A 14,616-nucleotide genomic window follows, 5' to 3' on the forward strand; every position below is an offset into this window, starting at 1 on the left:
CTCGCTGATCCTGTCCACGGCCCTGCTGCTCGGATGGCACGGCGAGAATAGCGGCGCGGTGCGCTACGAGGAAGCCGCACGTGCGATCGAGGCGGCGGTGGCAAAAGCGATCGGCGAGGGCAGGGCAACGCGCGATGTCGGCGGAAAGCTCGGCACGATCGCCGCGGGGGCGGCGATTGCGGAAATCCTGCAGGCCGGGTGAGTGGTTATGCGGGGCCTTGTTTTTTTTAAGGGCTCAAAACAAAAAAGCGCGAAAACAACCCCATGCACAGTAGAAGGCCCCTTGATTAATAAGGGATTTCCGAACCGCGCAGCGGCGGCATTCGCCGCTGCCATGACGTTGACCCGTCGGGCAAAACACTGGCAAAATGCGATCGTGGCGGAGATCGCGGCGTGAATGCATCGGTGGTGGCTGCGGGCAATTTCAGTGAGCTGACCTATGAAGTCTGAGAGGGGTGGCATCAATCTCGCGGCCAAACCAAGCGGAAGGGGGTGCGTGGAATGCTCGGCTGCGGGCGGGTGGTGGTTTCACCTTCGCAGATGTGTCGAATGCGGTCACATCGGCTGCTGTGATGCGTCACCAAATCAGCACGCAACGAAACACAGCGCGGCGACAGGTCATCCGATCATCACGAGCTTCGAGCCGGGCGAACGATGGTTTTACGACTATCGCACGGGAGAGGCTTTCGCCGGCCCGAAGCTTCAAGGTCCTCACGCGCATCCGTTGGATCAGCCGGTGCCCGGACCGGACGGCGCGGTGCCTCCGGACTGGCAAACGCTGCTGCATGAGTAAGGCGGTAGGCCGTAGGATGGGTAGAGCACTTGCGAAACCCATCAGGTTCACGTCGTATGCTGTCGATGGGTTTCGCTGCGCTCTAACCATCCTACGAAGTCCAATCGGTTCTAGAACTGATACCTCCGCAACCCCCCATCCACCGGGATCACCGTGCCCGTGATGTAGCGCGCCACGGGTGATGCCAGGAACACCGCGAGCGCGGCGAGGTCTTCCGGCTCGCCCCAATAGCCGACCGGGATCTCTTCTTCCGCGAAGCGCTCGCGATAATCAGGCGCGTAGTTGCGGCGGATCTGTTCGCTCATGATGCGGCCGGGCGGGATGCAGTTGATGGTGATGCCGTGCTCGCCGATCTCGCGCGACAGGCCTTTGGCCCAGGCGTGCACGGCGGCTTTGGCGGCAAACGCGGCGTTGAGGCCTTCCGGCTCGGACTTGCCGGTGATGTTGACGATGCGGCCCCATTTGCGCTCGATCATCTGCGGCAGCAGCGCATGCGCGATGCGGCGGTAGCTGGTGAAATTCAGCGCGATCGCCTCGTCCCATTGGCTGTCAGGCGCATCGACGGGGAGGGGGCGGCTTCCGCCGGCATTGTTGATCAGGATGTCGACATGGCCGAGCTCTTTGAGCGCGAACGCCGAAATCTTCTCGGCCGCGTCCTTGGCCATCACGTCCTGCTCGAATGGCGTGATCAGACCGGAGCCGACTTCCGTTACCAGCTCGGCGAGCAGGTCGGTGCGCCGTGCCACGCCGACGACGCGCACGCCTTCGGCAGCCAAGCCCTTGGCGATGGCACGGCCGATGCCGACGCTCGCTCCGGTGACGACGGCGGTTTTCGATTTGAGCCCGAGATCCATGGTGACACGCCCTCTTGTTCGCTTTTCTGCTTGTCGCTGGGCTGTTCGTTCTTCTGTTCGTTTTCCTGCCCTGTCCCCGTCAGCCTGATTTGCCCGACCGGGAGGAGCAGTGGTAACCAAGAGCCGCGTTGAAGGGAACACGAAAAAGAAAAGGCGCCGAGCGATGGTCTGGGATCCGCAGCAATATCTGAAATTCTCCGGCCACCGGCTCCGGCCCGCCGTCGACCTCTTGATGCGGATCCCGGATTCTGGTCCGCGTGCGATTGCCGATCTCGGCGCCGGCGCCGGCAACGTCACCAAGCTGATCAAGGAGCGTTGGCCGGACGCGACGGTGACCGGTGTCGAGGGTTCGGCCGAGATGGTCGCCGCCGGCCGCAAGGCGGCGCCGGACGTGGAATGGTCACACGAGGATCTCGGCCACTGGCGTCCGACGAAGCAATATGACGTCGTCTACTCCAATGCCGCGCTGCACTGGCTGCCCAATCATGCGGCCCTGTTTCCGTCGATCATGGAGAAGGTGACGCCCGGCGGAATGCTCGCTGTGCAGATGCCGCGCAACTTTCTGGCGCCCTCGCATGTGCTGATCGGCGAGACCGCGCTGAACGGTCCCTGGCGGTCCAAGGTCGAGCATCTCGTCACGCCGCCGCCGGTCGAAGCGCCGGCCTATTATCACGGTCTTCTTGCTCCGATGTCGGCCAATATCGACATCTGGGAGACCGAATATCTGCAGGTGCTGGAAGGCGAGAATCCCGTGAAGGAGTGGACCAAGGGGACCTGGCTGACGCGCTATCTCGACATCTTGCAGGGCGACGAGAAGGCCGCGTTCGAAGCCGCCTATGGGATGCGGGTCGCGAAAGCCTATCCGAAGAACGCCGCGGGACAGACGCTGTTTCCGTTCCGGCGTCTGTTCATGGTCGCCCAGCGCAACGGCTGATCGCACTGCCGCAATGCGACATAAGCGCTCGTTTCCGGGAGCGGCAGCAGGTGCCGGGTTGCGCATTCAGCAGCGGCCAAGATAGCTTGAAGGTTGCTTGGCTGCGGCAAATTGGGCTTAGGTCTAGTTGTTCGGGTGGCGGATTGCTGTCAGTACTGAAATCGGAAAACAAAAAAGACCCGGTTTTAGAGGTTGTTGGGAGGTTCGTTCATGCGCAAGCTGCTTCTTGCGGTCGCCGCCGCAGCTGTTCTCGTGGGGCCCGCCGTTGCCGAGGCCCAGAGCCCGATCGTCATCAAATTCAGCCACGTCGTCGCCAACGATACTCCCAAGGGCAAGGGCGCCCTGAAGTTCAAGGAACTTGCGGAGAAGTACACCGACGGCAAGGTCAAGGTCGAAATCTACCCGAACTCCACGCTGTACAAGGACAAGGAGGAGATCGAGGCGCTGCAGCTCGGCTCGGTGCACATGCTCGCCCCCTCGACCGCGAAGTTCGCACCGCTCGGTATCAAGGAGTTCGAGGCGCTCGACCTGCCTTGGTTGTTCAAGGACGATCAAACCTATTCCAACGCGATGAAGGGCACGATCGGCAAGTGGCTGTTCGATAAGCTCGAGACCAAGGGCATCACCGGGCTCGCTTATTGGGACAACGGCTTCCACATGCTCTCCGCCAACCGTGCCCTGATAAAGCCGACCGATTTCCAGGGTCTCAAATTCCGCATCTCCGGATCGAAGGTCGCCGACCAATATCTCCGTATCATGGGTTCGATCCCTCAGATCATGGCGTTTTCCGAAGTCTACCAGGCTTTGCAGACGGGCGTGGTCGACGGCTGCGAGAATACCGCGTCCAATTACCTGACTCAGAAGTTCTACGAGGTGCAGAAGGACATCACGGTGTCCTATCACGCGCACCTGCAATATGCCGTCATCGTCAATTCGAAATTCTGGTCCGGCCTGCCGCCCGATATCCGCGCCCAGCTCGAGAAGGCGATGAACGAGGCGACCGACTACACCAATTCGATCGCGCGTCAGGAAAACGAGGATGCGCTGGCCGAGATCAAGAAGACGGGCAAGACCACGCTGCATTATCTGACTGACGCCGATCGCAAGGCGTGGCAGGAGGCGATGCAGCCGACCTACAAATGGGCAAAGGGGCGGGTCGGGCAGGAGGTGCTCGATCTCCTCGCCAAGGAACTCGACGTCAAGATGAACTGACGCCGGCGCGCTGGAAGAACAACCATGAACGGTCGGGGGTGATCGCACTCCCGGCCGTTGCTCTTGAATGATGAGCCAAGCTGAGGGGACCAAGTTGCTGCGTGCATTGAATCGTGTGCTCGATCATCTCGAGGAATGGCTGATCGCGACGATGATCGCGGCCGCGACATTGCTCATCTTCGTTGCCGTGCTGCACCGATATGGCGCCGGGCTGTCGATCGACATCGCCAAATGGGCGGAGGCGCGCAACCTGTCCTTGCTGGCCGCGCCCGCGCGAGCGGCGTTCGTCTGGCTTGCCGCTCTCGACTTGTCCTGGGCGCAGGAACTCTGCATCTACATGTTCATCTGGATGGCGAAGTTCGGTGCGGCCTACGGGGTGCGCACCGGCATCCATGTAGGCGTCGACGTCCTGGTCAATGTCCTTCCCGGCGGATCGCGCCGCCGCGTCATCACGTTCGGCCTGATGTGCGGCGCCCTTTTCACTGCCATCGTGTGCTATTTCGGGGCCGCGTTCGTCGGCCAGATGTGGCAGACCGGCCAGCAATCCAACGACTTGGAAGCACCGATGTGGCTGGTGTATCTCACCATCCCGCTCGGCTCCGGGCTGATGTGCTTCCGCTTCCTGCAGGTCGCCTGGTCGTTCTATCGCACCGGCGAACTGCCGCATCACGACATGGCAGGCGTCGAGGGCGTCGAAATAGACCCGGTCCATCCGGCCCCGGTCACGCGCAGTCAGGTCGTCCGCGACGAACGCAGCCCGCTCGGCTGGGTCCTGATGTTGTTGCCGGTCCTGATCGTCGCCGTGTGCTTCGCCCATTCGGCGCACGTGATCACGATGCCGCAGGGCCTGCGTGTCGCCGTGGTTTTCGGCCTTCTGCTGTCGTTGATGCTCACGGGCATGCCGATCTCCATCGCGCTCGGCCTGACCGTGCTCAGCTTCATGTTCACGTTGACCGACGTACGGACGGAATCGGTGGCGCTGAAGCTGTTTACCGGCATCGAGAGCTTCGAGATCATGGCGATCCCGTTCTTCATCCTTGCCGGCAACTTCCTGACCCATGGCGGCGTGGCGCGCCGGATGATCACGTTCGCGACTTCGCTGGTCGGCCATTGGTACGGAGGCCTTGCGCTCTCGGGCGTGGTCGCCTGCGCGCTGTTCGCCGCGATTTCCGGCTCGTCGCCGGCCACCGTGGTGGCGATCGGATCGGTGATCCTGCCCGCGATGGTCGCGCAGGGATTTCCCAAGAAGTTCGGGGCGGGCGTGATCACGACCTCCGGCTCGCTGGGAATTCTCATTCCACCGTCGATTCCAATGGTGCTGTTTGCCGTCTCCACCAACACCTCCGTCGGCAAGCTGTTCATCGCCGGCATCGTGCCGGGAATGGTGCTCGCCATGCTGCTTGGCGCCACGACGTTCTACCGGGCCTGGCGTAACGACTATCCGAGGATGCCGAAAGCAACCCTCTACGAACGCTTCGATGCGTTCCGCAAGTCGATCTGGGGTATCCTGCTGATCGTGATCGTGATCGGTGGCATCTACAGCGGCCTGTTCACACCGACCGAAGCTGCCGCCGTCAGCGCGGTGTACGCCTTCATCGTCGCAGTGTTCATCTACAAGGATCTGAAGCTGCGAGACGTGCCGCGGGTGCTGCTGTCGTCGGCAAATCTTTCAGCGATGCTGCTCTACATCATCACCAACGCCGTCTTGTTCTCGTTCCTGATGACTTACGAGAACGTGCCGCAAGCGCTCGCGCAATGGATGATCGACCAGGGCCTCGGCTGGATCGGCTTCCTCCTCGTCGTCAATCTCCTGCTGCTATTAGCCGGCAACGTGATGGAGCCATCCTCGATCATCCTGATCATGGCGCCGATCCTGTTTCCGGTTGCGATCAAGCTCGGCATCGATCCGATCCATTTCGGCATCCTGATGACGGTCAACATGGAGGTCGGGCTGTGCCATCCGCCGGTCGGCCTCAATCTCTACGTGGCCTCAGGCATCGCCAAGATGGGTATCACCGAGCTCACGGTCGCGGTGTGGCCATGGCTGCTGACGATGTTGGGATTCCTGGTGGTCGTGACCTATTGGCCCGGCCTGTCGCTGTGGCTGCCGAGGCTGTTGGGCATGTAGCCCGCGAACACGCTGCTTCTCTCCACCTGTGGGCGCGGGGCTACGCATTGCTGCGCCCTCCCGTCATGGCAATCGGCCGCGGGATGCGGTTAGATGCCGCGCAACAGGCGGGGAGGAGATCGAGATGACGGACACGTCCAGCAACGAGCCGAAGGGCGCAACGCCGTCCGTCATCGCGCAGCAAACGGCGATGCTGAATGCACTGCCGTTTTCCGACACGCGCGATTTCGACGACGCCGCGCGCGGCTTCCTCGGCACGATCGAGAACGCGGAGATCACCAATCCGCAAGGGCGGACGGTCTGGAGCCTCGAGCCGTACGCCTTTCTTGCCGCCGAGCAGGCGCCGACCACGGTCAATCCGAGCCTGTGGCGGCAGTCGCGGCTCAACATGCAGCACGGCCTTTTCGAGGTCGTGCCCGGCGTGTACCAGGTGCGGGGGCTCGACATTGCCAACATGACGCTGATCGAAGGCCACAGCGGCGTCATCGTCGTCGACACCCTGACCTCGATCGAGGGCGCGCGCGCCGCGCTCGATCTCTACTACAGGCATCGTGGCCAGCGGCCGGTCGCGGCCGTGATCTTCACCCATACCCACACCGACCATTGGGGTGGTGCGCGCGGCGTGCTGGAGGAGGATGCACTCGCGAGCGGCCGCGTGCCGATCATCGCGCCGAACTTGTTCATGGAGCATGCCGTCTCCGAGAACATCATCGCGGGACCTGCGATGCTGCGCCGGGCGCAGTACCAGTTCGGGCCGCTCCTCGCCAAGGGCGCGCGCGGGCAGGTCGATTGCGGCCTCGGCAAGTCGATGGCGGCAGGTTCGGTGGCGCTGCTGCGACCGACTGACCTGATCATGGCGACCGGCGACCGGCGCGTAATCGACGGCGTTGAATTCGAATTCCAGATGGCGCCGAACAGCGAAGCGCCGGCGGAGATGCATTTCTTCATCCCGCGCTACAAGCTGTTGAACCTCGCCGAGAACTGCACCCACAATTTCCACAATCTGCTGCCGTTCCGCGGCGCCGATGTGCGCGACGCGCTGGCCTGGTCGAAATATCTGGGCGAGGCCTTGCAGCTCTGGGATGGCAAGGCGGAGGCGATGTGCGGCCAGCATCACTGGCCGGTGTGGGGACACGAACGCATCGGCACGATGATCCGGCAGCAGCGCGACCTCTACAAATTCGCGCATGACCAGACCATCCGCCTGATGAACCACGGCCTCACCGCGGCCGAGATCGCTGAAACGATCCAGCTGCCCAAGAGCCTGGAGGGCGCCTGGCACGGCCGCGGCTATTACGGCCACATCCGGCACAATGTGAAGGCGATCTATCAAAAATATCTGGGCTGGTACGACGCCAATCCGGTCAATCTCGATCCCTTGCCCCCGGTTGAGTCGGGCAAGAAATACGTCGAGTACATGGGCGGCGCCGACGCCATCCTCGCGCGGGCGCGTGCCGATTTCGACAAGGGCGAATTCCGCTTCGTGGCGCAGGCGCTCGGCCATCTCGTCTTTGCCCAGCCGGACAACGCGGCGGCGCGTGCATTGCTGGCGGATACGCTGGAGCAGCTCGGCTACGCTGCTGAAAGCGCGACCTGGCGCAATGCCTATCTGTTCGGCGCGCAGGAATTGCGCCAGGGCATGCCGAAGGTGCCGGCGCGCCCGCCGATGCCGCGCGAGACGCTGGCGGCGCTGCGCACCTCACAGCTCTGGGACGTGCTCGGCATCCGCCTGAACGGACCAAAGGCGGAAGGAAAGCACATCGTGCTGAACTGGAGCTTCTCCGACACCGGCGAGACCTTCGTGCTCAATCTGGAGAACTGCGCGCTGACTTACACAGAGGGCATGCAGGCGCACAATGCCGATGCCAGCTTCACGCTGGCGCGGTCGACGCTCGACGAGGTGATCGCAAAACTGACCAGCTTCCCGGAGGCCGTGGCCGCCGGCAAGGTCAAATTCGCCGGCAACCCGATGCGCCTCGCCGAGCTGATGGGCCTGATGGACGAATTCCCGCGCATGTTCGAGATCGTCGAGCCGAAGCGGGCCGTGGTGAGGTAGGGCAGCCGTCACCGCGTTCCTACTGTCATCGTCCGGCTTGACCGGACGATCCAGTACTCCGCGGCGGGAGTTGCGTGAGCAAACTGCTGCCGCGGGGTACTGGATGCCCCGCCTATGCGGGGCATGACAGTGGCTACTCCGCGCTGCTCACCAGCTTGATCCGCGGCGCCTGTTCCTCGCCGAGGCTGCGATAGGCCGCGAGATAATCCAGCGCCATGCGACGCGCCGTGAAACGCGTCTCGAACTGCTTGCGAATGACGGAGCGGTCGAGTTGCTGCAGGCGGCCGACGACGCCGGCCGCGCTGAGGACGTCCTCGACGACGAAGCCGGTGAGGCCCTCGTCGATGATCTCCGGCACTGAGCCGCGGTTGAAGGCGATGACCGGCGTTCCGCAAGCCATGGCCTCGATCATCACCAGGCCAAACGGCTCCGGCCAGTCGATCGGGAGCAATAAGCCCAGCGCGCCGCTCAAAAAGTCCGACTTCTCGTGATCGCTGATCTCGCCGATGAATTCCACCAGCGGATTGTTCTCGATCATCGGCCGGATCAGCTCGTCATAGTAATCCTGGTCGGCACGATCAACCTTGGCGGCGATCTTGAGCGGAATGCCACAATGCGTCGCGATCTTGATGGCGCGGTCGACGCCCTTTTCCGGTGCGATGCGGCCAAGCACGGCGAGGTATTCCTGTTTCGCCGGCTTCGGCGTCAGCAGGTTCTCCGGCAGGCCGTGGTGGATCGTCCTCACCCAGTTCGCCTGCGGCACCGGCCGGCGCTGCGCGTTCGAGATCGAGATGACGGGGACCTTCGAGAAGGTGTTGAAGACCGGTTGATGCTCCGGCAGGTCGAGCCGGCCGTGCAGCGTGGTCAGGAACGGTGTCGGCTGCCGGTAGAACAGCGACCACGGATAATAATCGAGATGGAAGTGGAGGAAGTCGAACTCCTCGTCGTCACATTTCTGCCGCACCCGCTCCAGCATCACCATGTGCAGCGCATTGGGATCGCGCACGGAACCGTCGAGGCGGAGCGCCCGGGGCCATAACGCGTCCAGCTTCGCCGAGGTCTGCGAGTCGCCGCTGGCGAACAGCGTTACGTCGTGCCCAAGGGCCACCAGCTCTTCCGTCAACCAATGCACCACCCGCTCGGTGCCGCCATACAGCTTGGGTGGAACAGCCTCCGTCAACGGAGCTACCTGCGCGATGCGCATCTCACCATCTCCTCTGTGCGATCATGATTGTAGAAAGCCCCCGCCTGTTCAGCACCGGCACGCCAGACAAGGGAACGTTCCCGCACTTGCGAAGTTCCTCCTTCCGAACGTTACTTATTCGACACGTCGGACGCCTGTTTCGACACGTCGGACGCCTGTCGCGATGCTGCCATCACATCTTCGCAGAACGCCCGCATCCGCATGTCGTGATAGCGTTGCCCGGGAACCGAGGCGAAGTGGTCGATGTTCAGTCGGCTAACAACAAAAGTTTGAATCATCACGACGGGGTCAATAGTCACATGGATCATCTTTCTGGGTATGCGCACCGGCCGTTTGCCTTTGTTTTGCGCTATCTTCGGCGTCGGCTCGCGTCGCATCTCGTGATCCTGACCGCTGTGGTGGCGGCCGTTGCCTGCTCAGTAGGCACTCAGTATGGCGTCAAATCCCTGGTCGACAGCTTGTCGGCCGGCGCTTCGCATGGTGGGAGCGTATGGCTGGCATTCATTTTCCTCATGACGTTGATCGCCGCCGATAATTTCCTTTGGCGGATCGCGAGCTGGACCGCCAGCTTCACCTTCGTCCGTGTCACGGGTGATTTACGCCGTGACATATTTCGTCATCTGACCGGCCACGCGCCGAGCTACTTCTCCGACCGGATGCCCGGCATGCTGACGAGCCGCATCACGGCGACGTCCAATGCGGTGTTCACGGTCGAAAACATGTTCGTCTGGAATGTGTTGCCGCCGTGCATCGCAACAGTTGCGGCCATCGCGCTGATTGGAACCGTCAGCCCTTACATGGCACTCGGCCTGATGGTGATTGCCGGCGGCATGGTGCTTGCGATGTTCCGCCTTGCGGCCGCAGGGAAACCTCTGCATGACGACTTCGCCGACAAAGCCGCCGTCGTCGACGGCGAGATGATCGACGTCATCAGCAACATGCCGCTGGTGCGCGCCTTCTGCGGCATCGGGCACGAGCATGAGCGGTTCGACGCGACCGTGAACCGGGAGCTCACCGCGCGCGGCCGCAGCCTGCGCTATCTGGAGAAGCTGCGGCTTATCCATGCCGGCGTCACAGTCGTGCTCACGATCGCCCTGATGGCCTGGGCGATCATGCTCTGGCAGGACGGCAGGGCAACGACCGGCGACGTCGTGCTGGTCTGCACCCTCGGTCTCTCCATACTGAACGCGACGCGCGATCTCGCGGTGGCGCTGGTCGACGTCACCCAGCACGTTGCGCGGCTGACCGAGGCGATCGCCACACTGCTGGTGCCGCATGAATTGCGCGACCACCCCGAGGCCGAGCCGCTGGTGAAGAGCGGCGCCGCGATCGCGTTCAACAATGTCACCTTCGGCTATCCCGGCGGCGAAAAGATCTTCGAGCGCTTCAGCCTGCGGCTGCAACCCGGCCAGCGCGTCGGCCTGGTCGGCCAGTCCGGCGGCGGCAAGTCGACGCTGTTCACGCTGCTCCAGCGCTTCTACGATACCGACGAGGGAAGTATCACCATCGACGGCCAGGACATTTCCAAGGTGACGCAGCTGAGCCTGCGCGAGGCCATCTCGGTCGTGCCGCAGGACATTTCCTTGTTCCACCGCTCGATTCGCGAGAATATCCGCTATGGTCGCCCGAACGCGACCGACGACGAGGTGCTGCGTGCGGCCATTGCGGCGCGCTGCGATTTCGTCGAGAGTCTGCCTGGTGGTCTCGACACCATGGTCGGCGACCGCGGCGTCAAGATGTCCGGCGGCCAGCGCCAGCGCATCGCAATCGCGCGCGCCTTCCTGAAGGACGCGCCGATCCTGCTGCTGGACGAGGCGACCGCCGCGCTCGACAGCGAATCCGAGGAGGCGATCCGCGAGGCGTTGTCGCGGCTGATGCGCGGCCGGACGGTCATCGCGATCGCGCATCGCCTCGCGACCCTGCGCAATTTCGATCGCGTGGTCGTGTTGAGGGGTGGTAAGATCATCGAGGACGGGTCGCCCGAGCGTCTGATGCAGGGCCACGGGCCCTATCGTGAGCTGGTCACGCAGGAAATGAGCCGGCTCGCCCAAGCCGCCGCGTAAACCAATAGTCGCGTTCGAGTCGGTTGCGTGTCGAAACAAGCGCAGGGGAGCTGCTGATGTCGGCTGAAGCCGTTACCCAATTCGTCTCCGTGACGCGGACCGTGGACCAGGTCGCGGAGCAGCCTTTCTATATTCCGATGACGGGACCGTCAGCGCGGCCGCGGCGTTCGCTCAAGCACGACGACACCTTTATCGTGCTCGACAGCCATGGTGACATCGGCGCTTCGGCCGGCGGGCCCGATGGCCTGTTTCATCACGACACGCGCTACCTTGCGAGGCTCGAGCTCGTGCTCGACGATCTCCAGCCGTTACTGCTGGGCTCGAACCTGCGCGACGACAACTCAGCCCTTACCGTCGATCTCACCAATCCGGACATCTACCGGCAGGGCAGCCTCGTGCTGCAAAAGGACCTGCTGCACATCGTGCGCACGATCTTCCTGTGGCGCGGCACCGCGTATCAGCGCATCGGCGTGCAGAACCACGGCGACCGCCCAGCCGGCTTTGCGCTGACGCTGCTGTTCGACAACGATTTCGCCGATCTGTTCGAGGTCCGCGGCGAACGGCGCCCGCGCCGCGGCATCGGCTCGAGCCGGCTGTTGGGACCGACCGACGTGCTGTTCGATTACCGCGGTCTCGATGACGCCGAGCGCACCACGGGCCTGCATTTCGACCCGCGCCCAACCAAGTTGTCGGTGAATGCCGCGACCTGGCAGCTCGAACTCGACCCGCATGAGTCGAAATCCTTGTTCGTGGCCGTGTCCTGCAATCGGCCGGTCGCGGAGAAGCCTGCGCGCTTTTTCAGAAGCCTGCTCGCCCATCGCCGCGAGATGCGGCAATCGACGATGGGGGCGGCCAGCATCGAGACCTCCAACAACATCTTCAACGAGGTGCTGTGCCAGGCCATGGCCGACCTCAACATGCTGATGACGGAGACGCCGCAGGGCCGCTATCCCTATGCGGGAATTCCCTGGTACTCGACGACGTTCGGCCGTGACGGGCTGATCACCGCGTTGCAGATGCTGTGGGTCGATCCGCGAATCGCCAAGGGCGTGCTGCGGCGGCTCGCCCATTTCCAAGCCAAGGCGGTCGATCCGCTCGCCGATGCCGCGCCAGGCAAGATCCTGCATGAGATGCGCGGCGGCGAGATGGCGGCGCTGCGGGAGGTACCGTTCGCGCAATATTACGGCAGCGTCGATTCCACGGCCTTGTTCGTCCTGCTGGCGGGAAGCTATTTCGAGCGCACCGGCGACCAGACGACGTTGACCGAGCTGTGGCCGGCGATCGAGGCGGGGCTGGCCTGGATCGACGGTCCGGGGGACCCCGACAAGGACGGCTTCGTCGAATATCAGCGCGCCACGGAAAAGGGCCTCGCCAACCAGGGCTGGAAGGATTCCTACGACGCGATCTTCCATGCTGATGGCCAGCTCGCGGAAGGCAATCTCGCGCTGGCCGAGGTGCAAGGTTACGTCTTTGCGGCCAAGCGGCTCGCCGCGCGCTGCGCGCTTCGGCTGGGCAAGCCTGATCTCGCCAAGAAGCTCGAGGCCGAGGCCAAGACGCTGGCCGAGCGTTTCGAGGCCGCGTTCTGGTGCGAGGAGCTCGGTACCTATGCGCTTGCGCTCGACGGCAAGAAGCGGCCCTGCAAGGTGCGGACCTCCAACGCCGGCCAGGTCCTGTTCAGCGGCATGATCCGCGAGGACCGCGCGCGCCTCGTCGCCGCCGATTTGATGCGGCCGCATTTCTTCTCGGGCTGGGGCATCCGCACCGTCGCGCAAGGCGAGGTGCGTTACAATCCGATGTCCTATCATGACGGGTCGATCTGGCCGCACGACAATGCGCTGATCGCGCTCGGGCTCGCGCGTTATGGGCTCAAGCATTCGGTCGCGCATGTCTTCAAGGGATTGTTCGACGCCGCGACCTACATGGACCTGCGCCGGTTGCCCGAATTATTCTGCGGTTTCCGGCGCGAAAAGCGGCGCGGCCCGACGCTCTATCCGGTCGCCTGCGCGCCGCAGGCCTGGGCCAGCGCAACGGCGTTCACGCTATTGGAGGCGGCGCTGGGCATCGAGTTCGACGTGGCGCGCGGCGAGATCCGGCTGCGCAATCCGCATCTGCCGGCGTTCCTGCACGAGGTGATCTTGCGCGATCTGCGTCTGGGCGAGTCCAGCGTGGACCTGCGCGTCAGCCGCCATGGCGACGACGTGGCGCTGGAGGTGTTGCGCACGCGTGGCCAGATTCAGGTCTCGATCGTGCTGGCGCGCTAGCGGCGCGCCGGAAGGAGGGTGCATGCGTACCGCCGGATGGTTGGCTCTGGGCGTCGTGATCGTCTGCGGAACGACTCTCGCCGTGTCACGCGCCGCGGAGGAGTCGCCCGCACCCTCGACGGAAGCGAATGCACCGCCGACGGCGCAGCCGCCGGCGTCATCGGTCCCCGTCACGCCAAAGAATGCCGCGCCACCGCCGTCGGTCACGATCATCGGCGCGAGCGATGCGCACGGTGTGCTTGGCCGTGACGTGCTCAGCGCGGCGAACGAAGACATGGGCCGCATCGTCGACGTCATCGTCGATCGGAGCGGGCACGTGCGCGCCGCCGTGATCGATTTCGGCGGCTTCCTCGGCGTCGGCAGCCGCAAGATCGTGGTGGACTGGAACGCGCTCCGATTCGGCAAGATCACCAACAAGAAGGACAGCATCACGCTGGAATTGACCAAGGCACAGGTCGCAGCCGCGCCGGAATACAAGGAGGACACGCCGATGGTGGTACTCGGCGCGTCCGGCAGCCTGCAGCCGCTGCAAGCTGTTCAGTGAGGCGCGGGGAGGGATGGCCGCCGGTGCTGTTGTCGAGGAAGCCGAATGATGCAGACCGCGAGGGCCGCGTTGAGCAGGATAAATTCTCGGCGCCGTCGCCTGCCGGCATTCCGGCTCCGTCGCGCCAGAGCCTGCGTGGCCTCGACTGGTTCATCTTCTTCCTCGCCGACGTGCAGACCGGATTCGGGCCGTTCATCGCAGTTTATCTGACGACCCAGAAATGGACCCAGGTCGAGATCGGCCTCGTGCTGTCGATCGGCGGCATCGTTGCCCTGATCGGTCAGATGCCGGGCGGCGCCATCATCGATGCCGCGAAATCCGAGCGGCTGGTCGCCGGCCTCGCGATCGGCACGATCGGCTGCTGCGCGCTCGCCTATGCGGCGATGCCGATCTTCCCCGTGGTGGTGGCTGCGGCCACCTTGCACGCGGCAGCGAGCTGCGTGCTCGGACCGGCGATCGCGGCGATCAGCCTCGGTCTGGTCGGCCCGCTCGCGATCGGCGAGCGTCTCGGCCGCAACGCGCGCTTTGCTTCGCTCGGCAACGGCGTTGCGGCCGCCGTGATGGGTA

Annotated in this window: 12 protein-coding genes and 2 pseudogenes; 11 read left to right on the forward strand and 3 right to left on the reverse strand. The window is 63.7% G+C overall.

The window, feature by feature from the left end; translation table 11 throughout:
• Together IVB32_RS33670 and IVB32_RS33675 are read left to right on the forward strand one after the other, a co-directional pair.
• A pseudogene (locus IVB32_RS33670) lies at positions 1 to 202 on the forward strand (isocitrate/isopropylmalate family dehydrogenase); the annotation flags it as partial.
• A 237-nt stretch (positions 203 to 439) separates the two neighbouring features.
• Positions 440 to 793, forward strand: coding sequence for a UBP-type zinc finger domain-containing protein (locus IVB32_RS33675; protein WP_247412813.1), 354 nt, complete (start codon positions 440 to 442; stop codon positions 791 to 793).
• Positions 794 to 903: 110 nt separating this feature from the next.
• Here the strand turns inward: IVB32_RS33675 and IVB32_RS33680 are convergent, their stop codons facing one another.
• The gene (locus tag IVB32_RS33680; RefSeq protein WP_085352088.1) at positions 904 to 1,647 is read right to left on the reverse strand and encodes an SDR family oxidoreductase; all 744 of its coding nucleotides are present in this window, start codon (positions 1,645 to 1,647) and stop codon (positions 904 to 906) included.
• Between the two features lie 163 nt (positions 1,648 to 1,810).
• On the opposite strand from IVB32_RS33680, the gene IVB32_RS33685 reads away from it, so the two are divergent.
• The 5 genes and pseudogenes from IVB32_RS33685 (at position 1,811) to IVB32_RS33705 (ending at position 7,977) form a co-directional block, all read left to right on the forward strand.
• Positions 1,811 to 2,581 carry a methyltransferase domain-containing protein gene (locus tag IVB32_RS33685; protein ID WP_018457149.1) on the forward strand — a complete coding sequence of 257 codons (771 nt, stop codon included), beginning with the start codon at positions 1,811 to 1,813 and terminating at the stop codon, positions 2,579 to 2,581.
• 210 nt (positions 2,582 to 2,791) lie between these two features.
• Positions 2,792 to 3,793: a DctP family TRAP transporter solute-binding subunit gene (locus tag IVB32_RS33690; protein ID WP_018457148.1), complete on the forward strand. Its 1,002-nt coding sequence runs from the start codon at positions 2,792 to 2,794 to the stop codon at positions 3,791 to 3,793.
• Between the two features lie 151 nt (positions 3,794 to 3,944).
• A pseudogene (locus IVB32_RS43225) lies at positions 3,945 to 4,421 on the forward strand (TRAP transporter small permease subunit); the annotation flags it as partial.
• A gap of 219 nt (positions 4,422 to 4,640) precedes the next feature.
• Positions 4,641 to 5,921, forward strand: a complete 1,281-nt coding sequence (locus IVB32_RS43230; RefSeq protein WP_240543406.1) for a TRAP transporter large permease subunit — start codon at positions 4,641 to 4,643, stop codon at positions 5,919 to 5,921.
• 124 nt (positions 5,922 to 6,045) lie between these two features.
• Complete coding sequence (locus IVB32_RS33705) at positions 6,046 to 7,977, forward strand: alkyl sulfatase dimerization domain-containing protein (RefSeq protein ID WP_204510562.1); 1,932 nt, start codon at positions 6,046 to 6,048, stop codon at positions 7,975 to 7,977.
• Positions 7,978 to 8,110: 133 nt separating this feature from the next.
• Here the strand turns inward: IVB32_RS33705 and IVB32_RS33710 are convergent, their stop codons facing one another.
• Together IVB32_RS33710 and IVB32_RS33715 are read right to left on the reverse strand one after the other, a co-directional pair.
• Positions 8,111 to 9,181: a glycosyltransferase family 4 protein gene (locus IVB32_RS33710; protein ID WP_018457145.1), complete on the reverse strand. Its 1,071-nt coding sequence runs from the start codon at positions 9,179 to 9,181 to the stop codon at positions 8,111 to 8,113.
• 110 nt (positions 9,182 to 9,291) lie between these two features.
• Complete coding sequence (locus IVB32_RS33715; protein WP_247367253.1) at positions 9,292 to 9,558, reverse strand: hypothetical protein; 267 nt, start codon at positions 9,556 to 9,558, stop codon at positions 9,292 to 9,294.
• On the opposite strand from IVB32_RS33715, the gene IVB32_RS33720 reads away from it, so the two are divergent.
• From IVB32_RS33720 to IVB32_RS33735, 4 genes are all read left to right on the forward strand, one after another.
• A complete protein-coding gene (locus IVB32_RS33720) occupies positions 9,481 to 11,244 on the forward strand; it encodes an ABC transporter ATP-binding protein (RefSeq protein ID WP_026233312.1) in 1,764 nt (587 codons plus the stop codon). The two genes, IVB32_RS33715 and IVB32_RS33720, sit on opposite strands and share 78 nt — an antisense overlap.
• 56 nt (positions 11,245 to 11,300) lie before the next feature.
• Complete coding sequence (locus IVB32_RS33725; protein ID WP_247300300.1) at positions 11,301 to 13,505, forward strand: amylo-alpha-1,6-glucosidase; 2,205 nt, start codon at positions 11,301 to 11,303, stop codon at positions 13,503 to 13,505.
• Positions 13,506 to 13,527: 22 nt separating this feature from the next.
• Positions 13,528 to 14,049 (forward strand): PRC-barrel domain-containing protein, encoded by a 522-nt coding sequence (locus IVB32_RS33730; protein WP_026233310.1) that lies wholly within the window; start codon positions 13,528 to 13,530, stop codon positions 14,047 to 14,049.
• A 23-nt stretch (positions 14,050 to 14,072) separates the two neighbouring features.
• Positions 14,073 to 14,616 (forward strand): MFS transporter (locus IVB32_RS33735; protein WP_346731130.1); only part of this gene is annotated, 544 nt, incomplete at its 3' end.

It is taken from the genome of Bradyrhizobium sp. 23, assembly GCF_023073295.1.
Lineage (GTDB): Bacteria > Pseudomonadota > Alphaproteobacteria > Rhizobiales > Xanthobacteraceae > Bradyrhizobium > Bradyrhizobium canariense_D.

Bases quoted from the DNA above. Each gene is read 5' to 3' on its own strand.
- IVB32_RS33675 (WP_247412813.1), top strand. From the start codon at position 440: ATGAAGTCTGAGAGGGGTGGCATCAATCTCGCGGCCAAACCAAGCGGA.
- IVB32_RS33680 (WP_085352088.1), bottom strand. From the start codon at position 1,647: ATGGATCTCGGGCTCAAATCGAAAACCGCCGTCGTCACCGGAGCGAGC.
- IVB32_RS33685 (WP_018457149.1), top strand. From the start codon at position 1,811: ATGGTCTGGGATCCGCAGCAATATCTGAAATTCTCCGGCCACCGGCTC.
- IVB32_RS33690 (WP_018457148.1), top strand. From the start codon at position 2,792: ATGCGCAAGCTGCTTCTTGCGGTCGCCGCCGCAGCTGTTCTCGTGGGG.
- IVB32_RS33705 (WP_204510562.1), top strand. From the start codon at position 6,046: ATGACGGACACGTCCAGCAACGAGCCGAAGGGCGCAACGCCGTCCGTC.
- IVB32_RS33710 (WP_018457145.1), bottom strand. From the start codon at position 9,181: ATGCGCATCGCGCAGGTAGCTCCGTTGACGGAGGCTGTTCCACCCAAG.
- IVB32_RS33720 (WP_026233312.1), top strand. From the start codon at position 9,481: ATGGATCATCTTTCTGGGTATGCGCACCGGCCGTTTGCCTTTGTTTTG.
- IVB32_RS33715 (WP_247367253.1), bottom strand. From the start codon at position 9,558: ATGCGACGCGAGCCGACGCCGAAGATAGCGCAAAACAAAGGCAAACGG.
- IVB32_RS33725 (WP_247300300.1), top strand. From the start codon at position 11,301: ATGTCGGCTGAAGCCGTTACCCAATTCGTCTCCGTGACGCGGACCGTG.
- IVB32_RS33730 (WP_026233310.1), top strand. From the start codon at position 13,528: ATGCGTACCGCCGGATGGTTGGCTCTGGGCGTCGTGATCGTCTGCGGA.